The sequence below is a fragment of the Pseudonocardia sp. McavD-2-B genome, assembly GCF_024124365.1.
Lineage (GTDB): Bacteria > Actinomycetota > Actinomycetes > Mycobacteriales > Pseudonocardiaceae > Pseudonocardia > Pseudonocardia alni.
In genome coordinates this window covers 1-14,372 of the sequence record NZ_JAMXSG010000146.1, presented here as the reverse complement: position 1 = coordinate 14,372, position 14,372 = coordinate 1, and the positions used below count along the sequence as shown (strand labels likewise).

15 protein-coding genes are annotated in these 14,372 nt (G+C 74.5%); 10 read left to right on the top strand and 5 right to left on the bottom strand.

From position 1 onward, the window contains the following. Positions 1-1,157, top strand: a 1,157-nt coding sequence (locus tag NH602_RS18780) for a leucyl aminopeptidase (RefSeq protein ID WP_253068480.1), incomplete at its 5' end; no start/stop codon positions are given. A gap of 7 nt (positions 1,158-1,164) precedes the next feature. On the opposite strand, the gene NH602_RS18775 is transcribed toward NH602_RS18780, so the two are convergent. Beyond that, on the bottom strand, positions 1,165-1,737 hold the full coding sequence (locus NH602_RS18775; protein ID WP_217266848.1) for a hypothetical protein: 573 nt from the start codon (positions 1,735-1,737) through the stop codon (positions 1,165-1,167). A gap of 80 nt (positions 1,738-1,817) precedes the next feature. Here NH602_RS18775 and NH602_RS18770 point away from each other — a divergent pair, with 80 nt between their 5' ends. Beyond that, positions 1,818-2,666 carry an SDR family oxidoreductase gene (locus NH602_RS18770; RefSeq protein WP_179762423.1) on the top strand — a complete coding sequence of 283 codons (849 nt, stop codon included), beginning with the start codon at positions 1,818-1,820 and terminating at the stop codon, positions 2,664-2,666. A gap of 9 nt (positions 2,667-2,675) precedes the next feature. Here the strand turns inward: NH602_RS18770 and NH602_RS18765 are convergent, their stop codons facing one another. After that, positions 2,676-2,915 (bottom strand): hypothetical protein, encoded by a 240-nt coding sequence (locus NH602_RS18765; protein WP_237453788.1) that lies wholly within the window; start codon positions 2,913-2,915, stop codon positions 2,676-2,678. A 369-nt stretch (positions 2,916-3,284) separates the two neighbouring features. Between NH602_RS18765 and lpdA the strand changes: the two genes are divergently transcribed. From lpdA to lipB, 5 genes are all read left to right on the top strand, one after another. Further along, entirely contained in the window at positions 3,285-4,676 is a 1,392-nt protein-coding gene (gene lpdA / locus NH602_RS18760; RefSeq protein ID WP_073574154.1) for a dihydrolipoyl dehydrogenase, read from the top strand. A gap of 53 nt (positions 4,677-4,729) precedes the next feature. Beyond that, positions 4,730-6,547 carry a 2-oxoglutarate dehydrogenase, E2 component, dihydrolipoamide succinyltransferase gene (sucB, locus tag NH602_RS18755; protein WP_253068479.1) on the top strand — a complete coding sequence of 606 codons (1,818 nt, stop codon included), beginning with the start codon at positions 4,730-4,732 and terminating at the stop codon, positions 6,545-6,547. Positions 6,548-6,686: 139 nt separating this feature from the next. Then, complete coding sequence (locus tag NH602_RS18750; protein ID WP_073574156.1) at positions 6,687-7,577, top strand: TIGR01777 family oxidoreductase; 891 nt, start codon at positions 6,687-6,689, stop codon at positions 7,575-7,577. Further along, entirely contained in the window at positions 7,574-8,839 is a 1,266-nt protein-coding gene (locus NH602_RS18745) for an NAD(P)/FAD-dependent oxidoreductase (RefSeq protein ID WP_253068478.1), read from the top strand. Before NH602_RS18750 ends, NH602_RS18745 begins: the two co-directional genes overlap by 4 nt. A 10-nt stretch (positions 8,840-8,849) precedes the next feature. Continuing rightward, positions 8,850-9,572 (top strand): lipoyl(octanoyl) transferase LipB, encoded by a 723-nt coding sequence (lipB, locus tag NH602_RS18740; protein WP_253068477.1) that lies wholly within the window; start codon positions 8,850-8,852, stop codon positions 9,570-9,572. 19 nt (positions 9,573-9,591) lie between these two features. Here lipB and NH602_RS18735 read toward each other — a convergent pair whose 3' ends face one another. Continuing rightward, a complete protein-coding gene (locus NH602_RS18735) occupies positions 9,592-10,524 on the bottom strand; it encodes an LLM class F420-dependent oxidoreductase (protein WP_161151949.1) in 933 nt (310 codons plus the stop codon). Positions 10,525-10,609: 85 nt separating this feature from the next. On the opposite strand from NH602_RS18735, the gene NH602_RS18730 reads away from it, so the two are divergent. Genes NH602_RS18730 through NH602_RS18720 form a run of 3 tightly spaced genes read left to right on the top strand, consistent with a single transcriptional unit; the run spans position 10,610 to position 13,314 of the window. Further along, positions 10,610-11,530: an SDR family NAD(P)-dependent oxidoreductase gene (locus NH602_RS18730; RefSeq protein WP_179762420.1), complete on the top strand. Its 921-nt coding sequence runs from the start codon at positions 10,610-10,612 to the stop codon at positions 11,528-11,530. Then, positions 11,527-12,531, top strand: a complete 1,005-nt coding sequence (lipA, locus tag NH602_RS18725) for a lipoyl synthase (RefSeq protein WP_062395976.1) — start codon at positions 11,527-11,529, stop codon at positions 12,529-12,531. The genes NH602_RS18730 and lipA overlap by 4 nt, the downstream gene beginning before the upstream one ends. A gap of 45 nt (positions 12,532-12,576) precedes the next feature. After that, positions 12,577-13,314, top strand: coding sequence for a DUF4191 domain-containing protein (locus NH602_RS18720; RefSeq protein WP_253068476.1), 738 nt, complete (start codon positions 12,577-12,579; stop codon positions 13,312-13,314). A gap of 26 nt (positions 13,315-13,340) precedes the next feature. On the opposite strand, the gene NH602_RS31970 is transcribed toward NH602_RS18720, so the two are convergent. Further along, entirely contained in the window at positions 13,341-14,129 is a 789-nt protein-coding gene (locus NH602_RS31970; protein WP_253068475.1) for a (2Fe-2S)-binding protein, read from the bottom strand. After that, positions 14,126-14,372: hypothetical protein (locus tag NH602_RS18710; RefSeq protein ID WP_253068474.1), on the bottom strand; the 247-nt coding region annotated here is incomplete at its 5' end. The genes NH602_RS18710 and NH602_RS31970, both read right to left, overlap by 4 nt.

Here is a 14,372-nt window from a genome sequence, read left to right as displayed (position 1 = left end):
CCGGGACCGGCTCGGTGCTGAGCACGCTGTCCGCCCTCGACGCCGAGGCCGCGGTCGTCGGCGCCGTCCTCGGCGGCCACCGCTTCGACCGGCACCGGACCTCCACCGACGCCGCGGCCGCCCCGGTCGGCAGCTGGTCGTTCACCGGCGCCGACGACGCGGCCGTGCGGCGGGCGACCCTCGTCGCCGAGGCCGTCGCCACCGCCCGGGACCTGGTCAACACCGCGCCGAACGTGCTGGTCCCGGAGACCTTCGCGGCGCATGCGGTGGCGCTGGGCGAGCGCGCCGGGCTGGTCACCGAGGTCCTCGACGACGCCGGGCTGCGGGAGAACGGCTACGGCGGCGTCACCGGCGTCGGGAAGGGGTCGGCGAACCCGCCCCGGCTGGTGCGCCTGACCTGGAACGGCGGCCCGGCCGCGTCGAAGCGGGTCGCGCTCGTCGGCAAGGGCATCACCTTCGACACCGGCGGCATCTCGCTCAAGCCCAACGCCGGCATGGCCGACATGACCTCGGACATGGGCGGGGCGGCCGCGGTCGTCGCGACCGTCGTGCTCGCCGCGAAGCTGGAGCTGCCGGTCACGGTGACCGCGACCGTACCGATGGCGGAGAACATGCCGTCGTCGACGGCGTACAAGCCCGGCGACGTGCTGACCATGTTCGGCGGGACCACCGTCGAGGTGCTCAACACCGACGCCGAGGGACGGCTGATCCTCGCCGACGCGATCGTCCGTGCCGCCCAGGACGACCCCGACTACCTGGTGGAGACCTCGACGCTGACCGGCGCCCAGCTCGTCGCGCTCGGCATGCGCACCGCCGGGGTGATGGGGTCGGACGAGCTGCGCGACCGGGTCGCCGCGCACGGCACCGCCGTCGGCGAGGACGCCTGGGCGATGCCGCTGCCGGAGTACCTGCGCGGCGAGCTGGACTCGCGGGTGGCCGACATCAGCAACGTCAGCGGGCAGCGGTTCGCCGGGATGCTGCTGGCCGGCACGTTCCTCAAGGAGTTCGTGCCCGCCGGGCTGCCGTGGGCGCACATCGACATCGCCGGGCCGTCGTTCAACACCGGCGGGCCGCGCGGCTACACCACCAAGGGCGGCACGGGGGTGCCGGTGCGCACCCTGCTCGCGTTCCTGGAGGACGTGGCGGCGAACGGCTGACCCCGGTTCAGCGGTCCTGCAACGCGTCCAGCGCGACGGCGAAGGCGGCGGCCAGGCGGAAGTCGATGCGCGGGTCCGGGACGGAGACGTCGTAGGAGTCGCGCAGCGACCACCGCCGGTCGCTGCTCATCAGCAGCGAGCCGCCGGAGTCCTCGGTGACGTCGAAGTGGTACGGCAGCGGCAGGTTCTCGGCCACCCGGCGCAGCAGGGCGACGCCGAGGCTGCGCTCGCGCCCGGTCGCGGCGACGCCCGGCGCGGTGAGCGTCCAGGTCGAGCGCAGCAGACTCGCCCCGAACCGCTTGCCGAAGGTTCCGATCACCCGGCCGTGCTCGTCGAGGACGTCGTGCTCGGCGCGGACGTCGAGACGCTGGCGGGCGCGGAAGGAGAACACCGCGCGGGAGCGGCTGTCGTCGGACCAGAAGGTCACCTGCTCCTTGAAGGCGAACCGCTTCTGCTGCGCGAACGCCATGAGCGCGCCCGCGCTGCCGTCGGGGTTCGCGGCGTGCACGTCGTAGCGGTTCACGCCGAGGGTGATCCGCTGGCGGACGAGGAAGCGGGGCAGGTGCATCGCGGCCGTCACGGGGCCCGAGTCTGGCCGGACCGGATCCGGGCGGCGACACCGGACCGGGGGTTACCCACGGGTAGGGCATACTGCCGCCCATGAGCCGGCAGCGTCGTCGACACGAGGTCCCCGCGCACGCCCCCCGTTCCGCGGTGGTCACCGGCGCGGCCCGCGGCATCGGCGAGCAGATCGCCCGCGAGCTCGTCGGGCGCGGCTACCGGGTGCTGGTCACCGATCTCGACGAGGCCGCGGCGCAGGCCACCGCGACCCGGATCGGGGCGGCCGCCGGCACCGCCTGCGACGTCACCGACCCGGCCGCGTCCGCGGTGGCGGTGGCCCGGGCCCGCGAGCTCGCGCCGCTGGGCGCCTGGGTGAGCAACGCCGGCGTCGGCTTCGACGGCACCGTCACCGACATCGCCGAGGCCCGCGCCCGCGCTCTGGTCGAGGTCAACCTGCTGGGCCCGATCTGGGGTGCCCGGGCCGCGGTGGCCGCGTTCCGCGAGCAGGCGGCGGCGGGGACCGCCCGGGGCGGCGAGATCGGTGTGACCGTGTCGCTGTCCGGCCTCGGCCCGGTTCCGGGCCTGTCGGTGTACGCGGCGTCGAAGGCGGGCGCCCTGTCGATGGTGTCCGCGCTGGCCTCGGAGGTGCGCCGGGAGGGCATCGGGGTGCACGCGGTCTGCCCGGACGGGGTGAACACCGAGCTGCTGCGCTCGATGACGCCCGGGGGCCAGGGCCAGGCGCTCGTGCGGTCCGGGGTGCTGGTCACCCCCGAACAGGTCGCGACGGCGCTGGTCGGGATGTTCGGCACCGGCCGGATCTACCGGACGCTTCCCGCCTGGCGGGGTGCGCTGCTGCGCCTCACCGCGCTGGCCCCCGGACCCGCGCTGCGCCTGGAGCCCGCGATGCGGGCGCTCGGCGAGCGGCGCACCCGCTCGCTGCGCCCCTGACCGGACGGGTCAGGCGTCGCGGTCCTTGGCCCGCAGCTCGCGCAGCATCCGCTCCTGGCGCTCGCGCTTGCGCAGGGCGCGGTCGCGGGCGTCGTGCTCGCGCATCCGGTTCGGGTACCCGACGAGCTGCACGTCGTAGATCGGCATCTGCAGCGAGCGGGCCAGCTTCTTCGCCGCGTTCGGGTTCGCGACCCGCCTGCGGGTCCACTCGCCGTCGTGGGCGACGAAGACCACCGTCGTCTCCGTCACGGTCGTGCGCGGTTCGACGAAGGCCTCGACCCCGATCCGGGCGGCCGACCACTCACGCAGGTGGGCCTCCCCCTCCGCGTATGCGCCACGCCTCCCGCCGGAGCCGGATCCCCGGCCGGACCTGGGGCCCGACGGTCCACGTGACCGGAACAGGTCGAGCAGACCCATGCGCGTCGTCCTCTCGTCGATCCGGTCGCACCCCTACGAACCGGACACGGTAGCTCCGAGTGCCCAACGAACGGGATCACGGATTTGCTCCCGACACCCCACTGGCGCAGTCGCGGCCGGATGACAAGATGGGCGCCGCGTAGCGGGGTCCCGTCCGGCGGAGCCGGTCCACCGGCGGTGACCCCCGGAGGGAGCTGATCGGTGTCCGACCCGGACGCTCGTTCCGCCGACCTGGTGATCCTGGGCGGCGGCTCCGGCGGCTACGCGTGCGCGCTGCGGGCCGCGGAGCTGGGCCTGTCGGTGGTCCTGGTCGAGAAGGACAAGCTCGGCGGCACCTGTCTGCACCGCGGCTGCATTCCCACCAAGGCGCTGCTGCACGCGGCCGAGGTGGCCGACCACGCCCGCGACGGCGCGCAGGTCGGTATCCGTTCCACGTTCGACGGCGTCGACATGGCCGGGGTGAACGCCTACAAGGACGGCGTGGTCTCCCGGCTGTACAAGGGCCTGCAGGGCCTGGTCGCCTCGCGCGGGATCACCGTGGTGCCCGGTGCCGGCACCCTGGAGGGCCCCGGCACCGTCCGGGTCGGCGACGAGCGCATCACCGGCCGCCACGTCGTGCTCGCCACCGGCTCCTACGCCCGGTCACTGCCCGGCCTGGAGCTGGACGACCGCGTCGTCACCTCCGACGCCGCGATCTCCCTCGACGAGGCCCCGCGCCGGGTCGTCGTGCTCGGCGGCGGCGTGATCGGCGTCGAGTTCGCCAGCGTGTGGCGCTCGTTCGGGGCCGAGGTCACGATCGTCGAGGCGCTGCCGCGGCTCGTGCCGAACGAGGACGAGTTCTGCTCCACCCAGCTGGCCCGGGCGTTCCGGCGGCGCCGGATCACCACCCGCACCGGGGTGCGGTTCGCGAAGGCGACCCGCAGCGGCGACACAGTCACCGTGTCGCTGGAGTCCGGTGAGGAGATCGAGGCCGACCTGCTGCTGGTCGCGGTCGGCCGCGGCCCCAACACCACCGGTCACGGCTTCGCCGAGGCCGGCGTCGCGATGGACGGCGGCGTCGTGACCGTCGACGAGCGGCTGCGCACGAATCTCGACGGCGTGTACGCCGTCGGGGACGTCACCCCCGGCCTGCAGCTCGCCCACCGCGGCTTCGCCCACGGGATCTTCGTCGCCGAGGACGTCGCGGGGCTCGCACCCCGCCCCGTCACCGACGACGGCATCCCGCGCGTCACCTACTGCGACCCCGAGGTCGCCTCGGTCGGGCTGACCGAGCAGGCCGCGCGGGACCTCCACGGCGAGGTGCACACCCTGACCTACGACCTGGCCGGCAACGGGAAGTCGCAGATCCTGCAGACCTCCGGCGCGGTCAAGCTCGTCGCCCAGGGGCCCGCCGGACAGGGCGGACGCGTCCTCGGCGTGCACATGGTGGGCTCCCGGATCGGGGAGCTCGTCGGGGAGGCACAACTGGTCTACAACTGGGAGGCTCTGCCCACCGACGTCGCCGCCCTGATCCACGCCCACCCCACACAGAGCGAGGCCCTCGGAGAGGCCCACCTCGCCCTGGCCGGGAGACCGCTGCACACCCACGGCTGATCCCGGCCCCACAACCCGAACACCCACGCGGAACAAGAGGAGCTCCACCCGACATGGCCGTCACCGTTGAGATGCCCGCCCTGGGCGAGAGTGTCACCGAGGGCACCGTCACCCGCTGGCTCAAGGCCGAGGGCGACACCGTCGAGGTCGACGAGCCGTTGCTCGAGGTCTCGACCGACAAGGTCGACACGGAGATCCCGTCGCCCGCCGCGGGCGTCCTGAAGCGCATCATCGCGGGCGAGGACGACACGGTCGAGGTCGGCGGCGAGCTCGCCGTCATCGGCGACGCCGACGAGGCCGACGACGCCGGTTCGTCCGACTCCGACTCCTCCGGGAAGGCCGAGGAGCCCGCGGAGCCCGAGGCGGAGCCCGAGCCGGAGCCGGAGCAGGCCGAGGAGGAGGCCCCGGAGCCGTCCTCCGGTGGCTCGTCGTCCGGTGGGGGCTCCGGCACGCCGGTCACGATGCCCGAGCTCGGCGAGTCGGTCACCGAGGGCACCGTGACCCGCTGGCTCAAGCAGGTCGGCGACGCCGTCGAGGTCGACGAGCCGCTGCTCGAGGTCTCCACCGACAAGGTCGACACCGAGATCCCCTCGCCGGTCGCGGGCACCGTGCTCGAGCACACCGTCGCCGAGGACGAGACCGTCGAGGTCGGCGCGCAGCTCGCGCTGGTCGGCGACGGCTCCGCCGCCCCGGCGCAGGACGAGGCGCCGAAGCAGGAGAAGGCTCCGGAGAAGAAGAAGAAGAAGGAGGAGGAGCCGAAGAAGGAGGCTCCGAAGGCCGAGCCGAAGCCGGAGCCGAAGGCCGAGCACCCCAAGGCCGAGGAGAAGCAGGAGAAGGCCCCGGCCGGCTCCGAGGACTCCCCCGCCGGGAGGATCGAGCCCTCCTCGAACGGCTCGGGCTCGGGTTCGGGCGAGAAGCCCTACGTGACCCCGCTGGTGCGCAAGCTGGCCCAGGAGCACGGCGTCGACCTCGACTCGGTCACCGGCTCCGGCGTCGGCGGCCGCATCCGCAAGCAGGACGTCCTCGCCGCCGCCGAGCAGGCGAAGGCCCCGGCGCAGGAGAAGCCGTCCGCCCCGGCGGCGCAGCCCGCCTCCGGTGGCGCGCCCCAGGAGCCGAAGGCCGTCCCGACCCGCGCGGACAACGCACCGGAGCCGGGCACCACGGTCAAGCTTCCGCGCCTGCGCCAGGTCATCGCGCAGCGGATGAACGAGTCGCTCGCGACCTCGGCGCAGCTGACCACCGTCCAGGAGGTCGACCTCACCCGCATCGTCAAGCTGCGGAACCGGGTCAAGGAGGACTTCAAGCGTCGCGAGGGCGCCAACCTCACCTTCCTGGCGTTCATCGCCAAGGCGACCATCGAGGCGCTCAAGGCGTTCCCGTCGCTGAACGCCTCGATCTCCGAGGACAACAAGCAGGTCACCTACCACGGCTCGGTCCACATGGGCATCGCCGTGGACACACCGCGCGGCCTGCTCGTGCCGGTGATCAAGGACGCCGACGACCTGTCGCTGTCCGGGATCGCCAAGAAGATCGCCGACGTCGCGGCCCGCACCCGCGACTCCAAGATCGGTCCGGACGAGCTGTCGGGCGGCACCTTCACGATCACGAACATCGGGTCCGCGGGCGCGCTGTTCGACACGCCGATCATCAACCAGCCCCAGGTCGCCATCCTGGGCACCGGCGCCATCTCGAAGGAGCCGAAGGTCGTCACCGGCCCCGAGGGTGACGACGTCATCGCCGTCCGCTCGGTCTGCTTCCTGCCGATGACCTACGACCACCGCCTGGTCGACGGCGCCGACGCCGGCCGCTTCCTGTCCGCGGTCAAGGCCCGGCTGGAGGAGGGTGCCTTCGAGGCCGAGCTCGGCCTGTAGGCACTCCCCGCGACACACGGCGGCCCGTCCCGGTTCCCCCGGGGCGGGCCGCCGTCGTCACCGGTCCGGGTGGCCGGGTGACGATGGTCGCGGCATGTCCGGCTCGCGCGTCCGCCCGGGACCGGGAAGGATCGCGGCCGTGCGAGTCGTCGTGGCCGGTTCGTCCGGACTGATCGGAACAGCCCTGGTCGCCCATCTGCGGGGCGCGGGGCACGAGGTGCTGCGCCTGGTGCGGCGCACCCCCGCCGCCCCTGACGAGCGCGGCTGGGACCCGCCCGCCGGCACCGTCCAGGACGGCACCCTCGACGGCGTCGACGCGGTGGTGAACCTCAACGGCGCCGGCATCGCCGACCGGCCGTGGACCGGCGCCCGCAAGCAGCTGATCCGCGACTCGCGCAACGTCCCGACCGACGTCCTCGCCGAGGCCGTGGCCCGGCACAAGGTCCCGGTGCTGGTCAGCGGCTCGGCCGTCGGCTACTACGGCGACACCGGCCAGGTCGTCGTCGACGAGTCCGCGCCGTCGGGCTCGGGGTTCCTCGCCGACGTGTGCCGGGACTGGGAGGCCGCCGCCGCTCCCGCCGTGGACGCCGGCGCCCGGGTGGTGCTCGTCCGCACCGGCCTGGTCCTGTCCCCCTCCGGTGGGCTGCTCGCGATGCTGCGCCCGCTGTTCAAGGGGTTCCTCGGCGGGCGGATCGGCAGGGGCACCCAGTTCATGCCGTGGGTCTCCCTCGACGACCAGGTCGCGGCGATCCGGTTCGCCGTCGAGACCGAGGCGCTGTCCGGACCGGCGAACGTCACCGGCCCGGTGCCGGTCACCAACGCCGAGTTCACCAAGGAGATGGCCGCGGCGGTCGGGCGGCCCGCGCCGTTCCCGGTGCCCGGCCCGGTGGTCTCCACCGTGCTCGGCGAGATGGGCCGCGAGATGCTGCTCGGCGGCCAGCGGGCGGTGCCTGCGGCGCTGCTCGAGGCCGGGTTCCAGTTCCGCCACCACACCGTCGGCGACGCGCTCTCGGCCGCGGTCGGGTCATGATCCCGTCCGACGTCGACGTCCTGGTGGTCGGGGCGGGCCTGTCCGGCCTGCGCGCGGCCACCGTGCTGCACCGGCACGGGCTGACCGTGCGCGTGCTGGAGTCCGCCGACCGGGTCGGCGGGCGGATGGCGACCGACGTCGTCGACGGGTTCCGCTGCGACCGCGGGTTCCAGGTGCTCAACACCTCCTACCCGGCGCTGCACGCCGCGCTCGCCCCGCACGGGCTCGACACCCTGGCCGCGCGGCCCTTCGAGCCCGGTGCCGCCATCCGGGCCGGCGACGGCGCACTGCACCGCTTCGTCAACCCGCTGCGCCGCCCCGCATCCGCCCCGGCCACCGCGCTGGACGACCTGTTCGGCCCGATCGAGAAGGCCAAGCTCGTCGCGTGGACGGCGAAGGTGCTGGCCTCGCCGCCGTCGCGGACCGCGACGCTGGTCGGCTCCTCCGCCGCCCGCGACCTCGACGCCGCCGGGCTCGGCGGCGCGGTCACCGACCGGTTCCTGCGCCCCTTCCTGTCCGGCGTGCTCGCCGAGACCGCGCTGGAGACCTCGGCCGCGTTCGTGCGGCTGGTGTGGCGCAGCTTCGCCCTCGGCACGATCGTCGTGCCCGACGACGGCATGGAGGCGCTGCCCCGGCGGCTGGCCGCGGCCCTGCCCGAGGGCACCGTGACGCTCGGGACGCGGGTGCACGCCGTGCGCGGCGCCCCCGCCCCCGCCCTGGACACCGACGACGGCACCCTGTCCGCACGGGCGGTCGTCGTCGCGGCGGACCCGAGAACGGCCGCCGCGCTGCTCCCCGGGGTCGCCGAGCCGCGGATGAACGCGCTGACCACGTTCTTCCACGTCCCGCCGCAGGCCCCGACGGCCTCCCCGCTGCTGCACCTGGACGGCACCGGCGGGCCGGTCGTCAACACGATGGTGATGACCGCGGCCGCGCCCGGCTACTCCGCCGACGGGCGCCCGCTGGTGGCGTCCTCGATCGTCGGGACCCCGGGGTCCACCGGGGCCGACGAGCCCGCGGTGCGCCGCGAGCTGGCCCGGATCTGGGGTGTCGGCACCGACGACTGGGAGCACCTGCACACCGCGCAGGTCGACGAGGCGCTGCCGCTGTTCGAGGCGGGGCGCCCCGTGCGCCGCGACGTCGACCTCGGCGAGAACCTGTTCGTCGCGGGCGACCACCGCGACACCCCGTCCACCCAGGGGGCGCTGGTCAGCGGCCGCCGGGCCGCGCAGGCCGTCCTCGCCCGGCTGGGCGCGGCGTAAGCTCGCCGCCATGCCCGCACCGCATCTGTCCTGCCGCGCCGGAACCGACGACGTCCGGGTCGACCGGCTCGGGCGCGTGGAGTACCAGGCGGCGTGGGACACCCAGAAGGCGCACGCCGAGGCCCGTAAGGACGGCGGGCCGGACGTGCTGATGCTGCTGGAGCACCCGCCCGTCTACACCGCGGGGCGGCGCACCCGGCCGGAGGACCGGCCCACCGACGGCACCCCGGTCGTCGACGTCGACCGCGGCGGGCGCATCACCTGGCACGGGCCGGGGCAGCTCGTCGGCTACCCGATCGTCGCCCTCGGTGAGCCGATGGACGTCGTGGACTACGTCCGCCGCCTGGAGGAGGCCCTCATCCGGGTCTGTCACGATCTCGGCGTGACGAGCGCGGGCCGGGTCGAGGGGCGCTCCGGCGTCTGGCTGCCCGCGCAGGGCTTCACCCCCGAGCGGAAGGTCGCCGCGATCGGCGTCCGGATCGCCGGCGGGGTCACCCAGCACGGATTCGCGATCAACTGCGACGCCGACCTGGGCGACTTCGGGAAGATCGTGCCGTGCGGGATCGCCGACGCCGGCGTCACCACCCTGACCGCGGAGCTGGACCGGGAGGTGACCGTCGACGAGGTCGCCGTCCCGGCGGCCGCCGCCGTGCTGGACGCGCTCGACGGCCGGCTGCCGGTGGCCGAGCACCCGGTCGTCCGTCAGGTCGACCTGATGTCCGGCCTGGGCTGATCCCCCGGCCCCGGGTGCCTCAGGCGAGCTGGGGCACCACCGTCGCGGCGAAGTCCTCGATGTGGGCGAGGTCGGACAGGTCGAGGACCTGCAGGTAGACCCGGGTCGTGCCGGTGACCTCGGCCCACCGGCCGAGCCGGTCGACGATCTCGCCGGGGGTGCCGGCGAGGCTGCTCGCGCGGACCTCGGCGGCGTCGCGGCCCACCGCGGCCGCGCGGCGGTCGACCTCCGAGTCGTCCTTGCCCAGGCACAGCATCTGCGCCACCGAGTACGTGAGCGAGCCCGGGTCGCGCCCGGCGGCGGTGCACGCGTCGCGAACCCGGCCGAACTGCGCGGCGACGGCCTCGGGCTGCTGGAACGGCACGTTGAACTCGGTGGCGAACCGGGCGGCCAGCGCCGGGGTCTTCCTTTTCCCCATCCCGCCGACGATCACCGGCGGCGCGTCCTGCACCGGGCGCGGCAGCGCCGGGGAGTCGGTGACGGTGTAGTGCCGTCCCTGGTGGGTGAAGCGCCCGCCGAGCGGGGTCGCCCACAGCCCGGTGAGGATCTCCAGCTGCTCGGTGAGGATCTCGAAGCGCTCGGCGAGCGGCGGGAACGGGATGCCCAGCGCCCGGTGCTCGGCCTCGAACCAGCCCGAGCCGAGCCCGACCTCGACGCGGCCGCCGGACATGTCGTCGGCCTGCGCGACGGCGACGGCGAGCGGCCCGGGCAGCCGGAACGTCGCGCTGGTGACCAGGGTGCCGAGCCGGATGCGCTCGGTCTCGCGGCCGAGCGCGGCGAGGGTCACCCACGCATCGGTCGGGCCGGGGACGCCGCTGCCGTCGCCCATCACGAGGAAGTGGTCGGAGCGGAAGAACGCGTCGTAGCCGGCGTCCTGCGTGGTGCGGGCGACCCGCAGGAGGTCGGTGTAGCGGGCGCCCTGCTGGGGCTCGGTGAAGATCCGGAAGTCCACGGGTCGCGACGCTAGCCGCACCGGCCCGCCCGCGCCGCCCGACCACCGGCGGCGGCCGCGGGGGCCCGCTCGCTACGGTCGCGTCGTGCACCCGCTCCCCGACCAGACCGGCCGGACCGTCGTCGTCACCGGCACGACCTCCGGGCTCGGTCTCGCGCTGTCCACCGCGTTGGCCAGGGCCGGGGCCCGGGTGCTGATGACCGCCCGCGACGTGACCCGCGGCCGCGCCGCGGTGCGCGGGGCCGGTGGTGAGCTGGTGCTGCTGGACCTCGCCGACCTCGGCTCGGTGCGGGCCGCGGCGGCGGAGATCCGGGAGCGCACCGGGGACCGGGTGGACGTGCTCGTCAACAACGCGGGCGTCGCGATGGGCCCGCGTGCGGACACCGCGGACGGTTTCGAGCTGCAGATCGGCACCAACCACCTCGGGCCGGCCGCTCTGACCTGGCTGCTGATGCCCGCGCTGCGGGCCGCCGGCGACCCGGAGCGGCCCTCGCGGGTCGTCACGACGTCCAGCCTCGGCCACCGCACCGGCCGGCTCGACCCCGACGACCTGGGGTGGCGGCGCCGGCGCTGGTCCCCGAACGCGGCCTACGGCGCGTCGAAACTGGCGAACCTGCTGTTCGCCGCGGAGCTGGACCGGCGGCTGCGGCTGTCCGGGGACCCGGTGCTCTCGGTGGCTGCGCACCCGGGGATGACCGAGTCGTCGCTGCTCGCGAACTCCTTCCGGCGGGGCGCGACGCTGCAGGCGCGGCTGTTCGCCCCGTGGGAGCGCTGGCTCACCTCGCCGGTGTCCGAGGGTGTCGGGCCGCAGCTCGCCGCGGCGACGGGGCCGGTCCACGGCGGCGACTACCTGGGCCCCACCGGGCTCGGGGAGACCCGCGGCCCTGCCGGTCCGGCACGGCGCTCGGCGGCCGCGCAGGACCCGGTGCTCGCGGGCAGGTTGTGGCAGGTCACGGCCGCCGCGACCGGCATCACACCGGACCCCGGGCGTAGGCTGGACGCGTGACCATCGCACCCGAAGGCCGCAAGCTCCTCCGCCTCGAGGTCCGCAACAGCGAGACCCCGATCGAGCGCAAGCCGTCCTGGATCCGCACCCGCGCCAAGACCGGTCCGCAGTACACCGAACTGAAGGGTCTCGTCCGGTCGGGCGGCCTGCACACGGTGTGTGAGGAGGCCGGTTGCCCCAACATCTACGAGTGCTGGGAGGACCGGGAGGCGACGTTCCTGATCGGCGGGGAGCAGTGCACCCGTCGCTGCGACTTCTGCCAGATCGACACCGGCAAGCCGGCCGACCTGGACACCGACGAGCCGCGCCGGGTCGCGGAGTCGGTGCAGCAGATGGGGCTGCGCTACTCCACCGTCACCGGCGTCGCGCGCGACGACCTCGACGACGGTGGCTCCTGGCTCTACGCCGAGACCGTCCGCAAGATCCACGAGCTGAACCCGGGCACCGGCGTCGAGCTGCTCGCCCCGGACTTCAACTCGATCGACGACCAGCTGACCCCGGTCTTCGAGTCGCGCCCCGAGGTGTTCGCGCACAACCTCGAGACCGTCCCGCGGATCTTCAAGCGGATCCGCCCGGCGTTCCGCTACGACCGGTCGCTGGAGGTCATCACCAAGGCCCGCGAGTTCGGTCTGGTCACCAAGTCGAACCTGATCCTCGGCATGGGCGAGACCCCCGACGAGGTCACCTCCGCGCTGCAGGACCTGCACGACGCAGGCTGCGAGATCATCACGATCACCCAGTACCTGCGCCCGACCAAGCGCCACCACCCGGTGGAGCGCTGGGTCAAGCCCGAGGAGTTCGTCGAGCACTCGACGGCCGCCGAGCAGATCGGTTTCGCCGGGGTGATGGCCGGGCCGCTGGTGCGCTCGTCCTACCGGGCCGGCCGGCTCTACGCCCAGACCGTGGCCCACCGCGGCGAGGAGCTCTCCCCCGCCCTGGCGCACCTGGCCGACTCCGGCCCGGCCGCGCAGGAGGCCAGCTCCCTGTTGGCACGCGGCTGAGACCTCCTCGCACCGTCGATCACCGGTCGGAAGTAGGCTGGTCACATGCCCGGCAAGCCCCGTAAGCCCTCGCCCGAAGAGAAGAAGGCGCTCAAGGCCCAGAAGAAGGCCGCGTCGAAGCAGCGTCGCCAGCAGATCTGGCAGGCGTTCCAGATGCAGCGCAAGGAGGACTCCAAGCTCCTCCCGATCATGATCGGCGTGTTCGTCGGGTCGATCGTGGTCGTCACGCTCATCGGGTGGCTGCTGGGCCTGGTCTGGTTCTTCGTGCCCTTCGGTATCCTGATCGGCGCGCTGGCCGCGTTCAGCATCTTCGGTCGCCGCGTCCAGCGCTCGATCTACGTGAAGGCCGACGGGCAGCCGGGCGCCGCGGGCTGGGCGCTGGACAACATGCGCGGGCAGTGGCGGATCACCCAGGGCATCGCGGGCACCACCCACCTCGACGCGGTGCACCGGGTCATCGGGCGGCCCGGGATCATCTTAGTCGCCGAGGGGGCCCCGCACCGGGTGAAGACCCTGCTCGCACAGGAGAAGAAGCGCACCGCGCGGGTCGCCGGCAGCACCCCGATCTACGACGTGATCGTGGGCAACGAGGAGGGCCAGGTCCCGCTCAAGGGCCTGCAGCGCCACCTCATGAAGCTGCCCCGCAACATCTCCGCCGCCGAGATGGACTCCCTGGAGGGCAAGCTCAACGCCCTCGGCAGCCGCTCGGCCGCGATGCCCAAGGGGCCGATGCCCCAGGGCGCCAAGATGCGCAGCATCCAGCGCACCGTCCGCCGCCGCTGACCCCGCCGCCGACCCGGGCGGCCGGGTCAGTCGGTGGGGTCGCCGGACGCCGGCTCGCCGCGCAGATCCGCCAGGACGCAGTCGGCGCAGGTGCTGCCGCCGGGCACCCGGTAGTACAGGCAGCAGGACCGCCGCCGGAACGTCCAGGCGTGGTCCGGCGCCACCGGGGCCCGCCGCTCCCCCGTACCGGTCAGCCGGGGGTGCTCCAGCAGGTCCGCGGCGACGGCGGCGACGGCGTCCGCGGCGTCGGGGCGCTGGATGTCGAGCACCCGCTTCGCCCCCGCGACCGACGACGCGACGTTGCCCCACAGCACCGTCCCCGACACCCCGAAGCGCTCGCCCGCGATCTCCACGAGCGGGGTGAGCACGTCGTCGACCAGCGGGGCCAGCGCGTCCGGCGCCGGGAACGGGCAGCGCGCCACCCGGGGCGGGTCGAGCGCGACGACGTCGCCCAGCGGCGTGGCCGACCACCACAGCGTCTCCGGCCGCAGGTCGACCAGGACACCGTGCAGGGCCAGCGCCGCGACCGGCCCGGACAGCAGCTTCGCCGCGAGCCCCTGCACCGCGATCGACGCGGCGATCCGCCGGCCCAGCGGCGGCTCGGCCCCGAGCCCCACCCGGGTCCGTTCGACCCGGTCCAGCAGCGCGTCGGGAGCGAGCACGGCGGCGAACGGGCGGACCGACCGTCCGTCGGCCCGCTCCTCGGTGACGTCGAGCAGCTCGAAGAACGGCCCGACCGCCGCGAGCCCGGCCAGCACGTCGCTCACCGGCGGGGTGGCGGCCGTACGCGCGATGTCGATGCGCTCCGTGGTCACCGGAGAAGCCTCGCATCCCGGATCGTCCCGGTCGAGCCGTTCGTGAGGGTCCCGGCGACCGGTCCGACCCACAGCACCACCCCCGCAGCAGCCACGACGGCGAGTGCCTGCGTCGCCGTCGACGACGCCACCAGTGCGGCGAGCACCGTCAGCCGGAGGAGGCCCCGCGCGGTCGCCCGTCCCGTCGCCGTCGCCACGGCCGGGAGGCGCGTCAGGGCCGGACACCGGCCGGCCCGGGCAGCG

Excerpts from the sequence above, each read along its gene's own strand:
- lipB (WP_253068477.1), top strand. The coding sequence starts at position 8,850 with ATGCCCGCACCGCATCTGTCCTGCCGCGCCGGAACCGACGACGTCCGG.
- NH602_RS18745 (WP_253068478.1), top strand. The coding sequence starts at position 7,574 with ATGATCCCGTCCGACGTCGACGTCCTGGTGGTCGGGGCGGGCCTGTCC.
- NH602_RS18720 (WP_253068476.1), top strand. The coding sequence starts at position 12,577 with ATGCCCGGCAAGCCCCGTAAGCCCTCGCCCGAAGAGAAGAAGGCGCTC.
- sucB (WP_253068479.1), top strand. The coding sequence starts at position 4,730 with ATGGCCGTCACCGTTGAGATGCCCGCCCTGGGCGAGAGTGTCACCGAG.
- NH602_RS18770 (WP_179762423.1), top strand. The coding sequence starts at position 1,818 with ATGAGCCGGCAGCGTCGTCGACACGAGGTCCCCGCGCACGCCCCCCGT.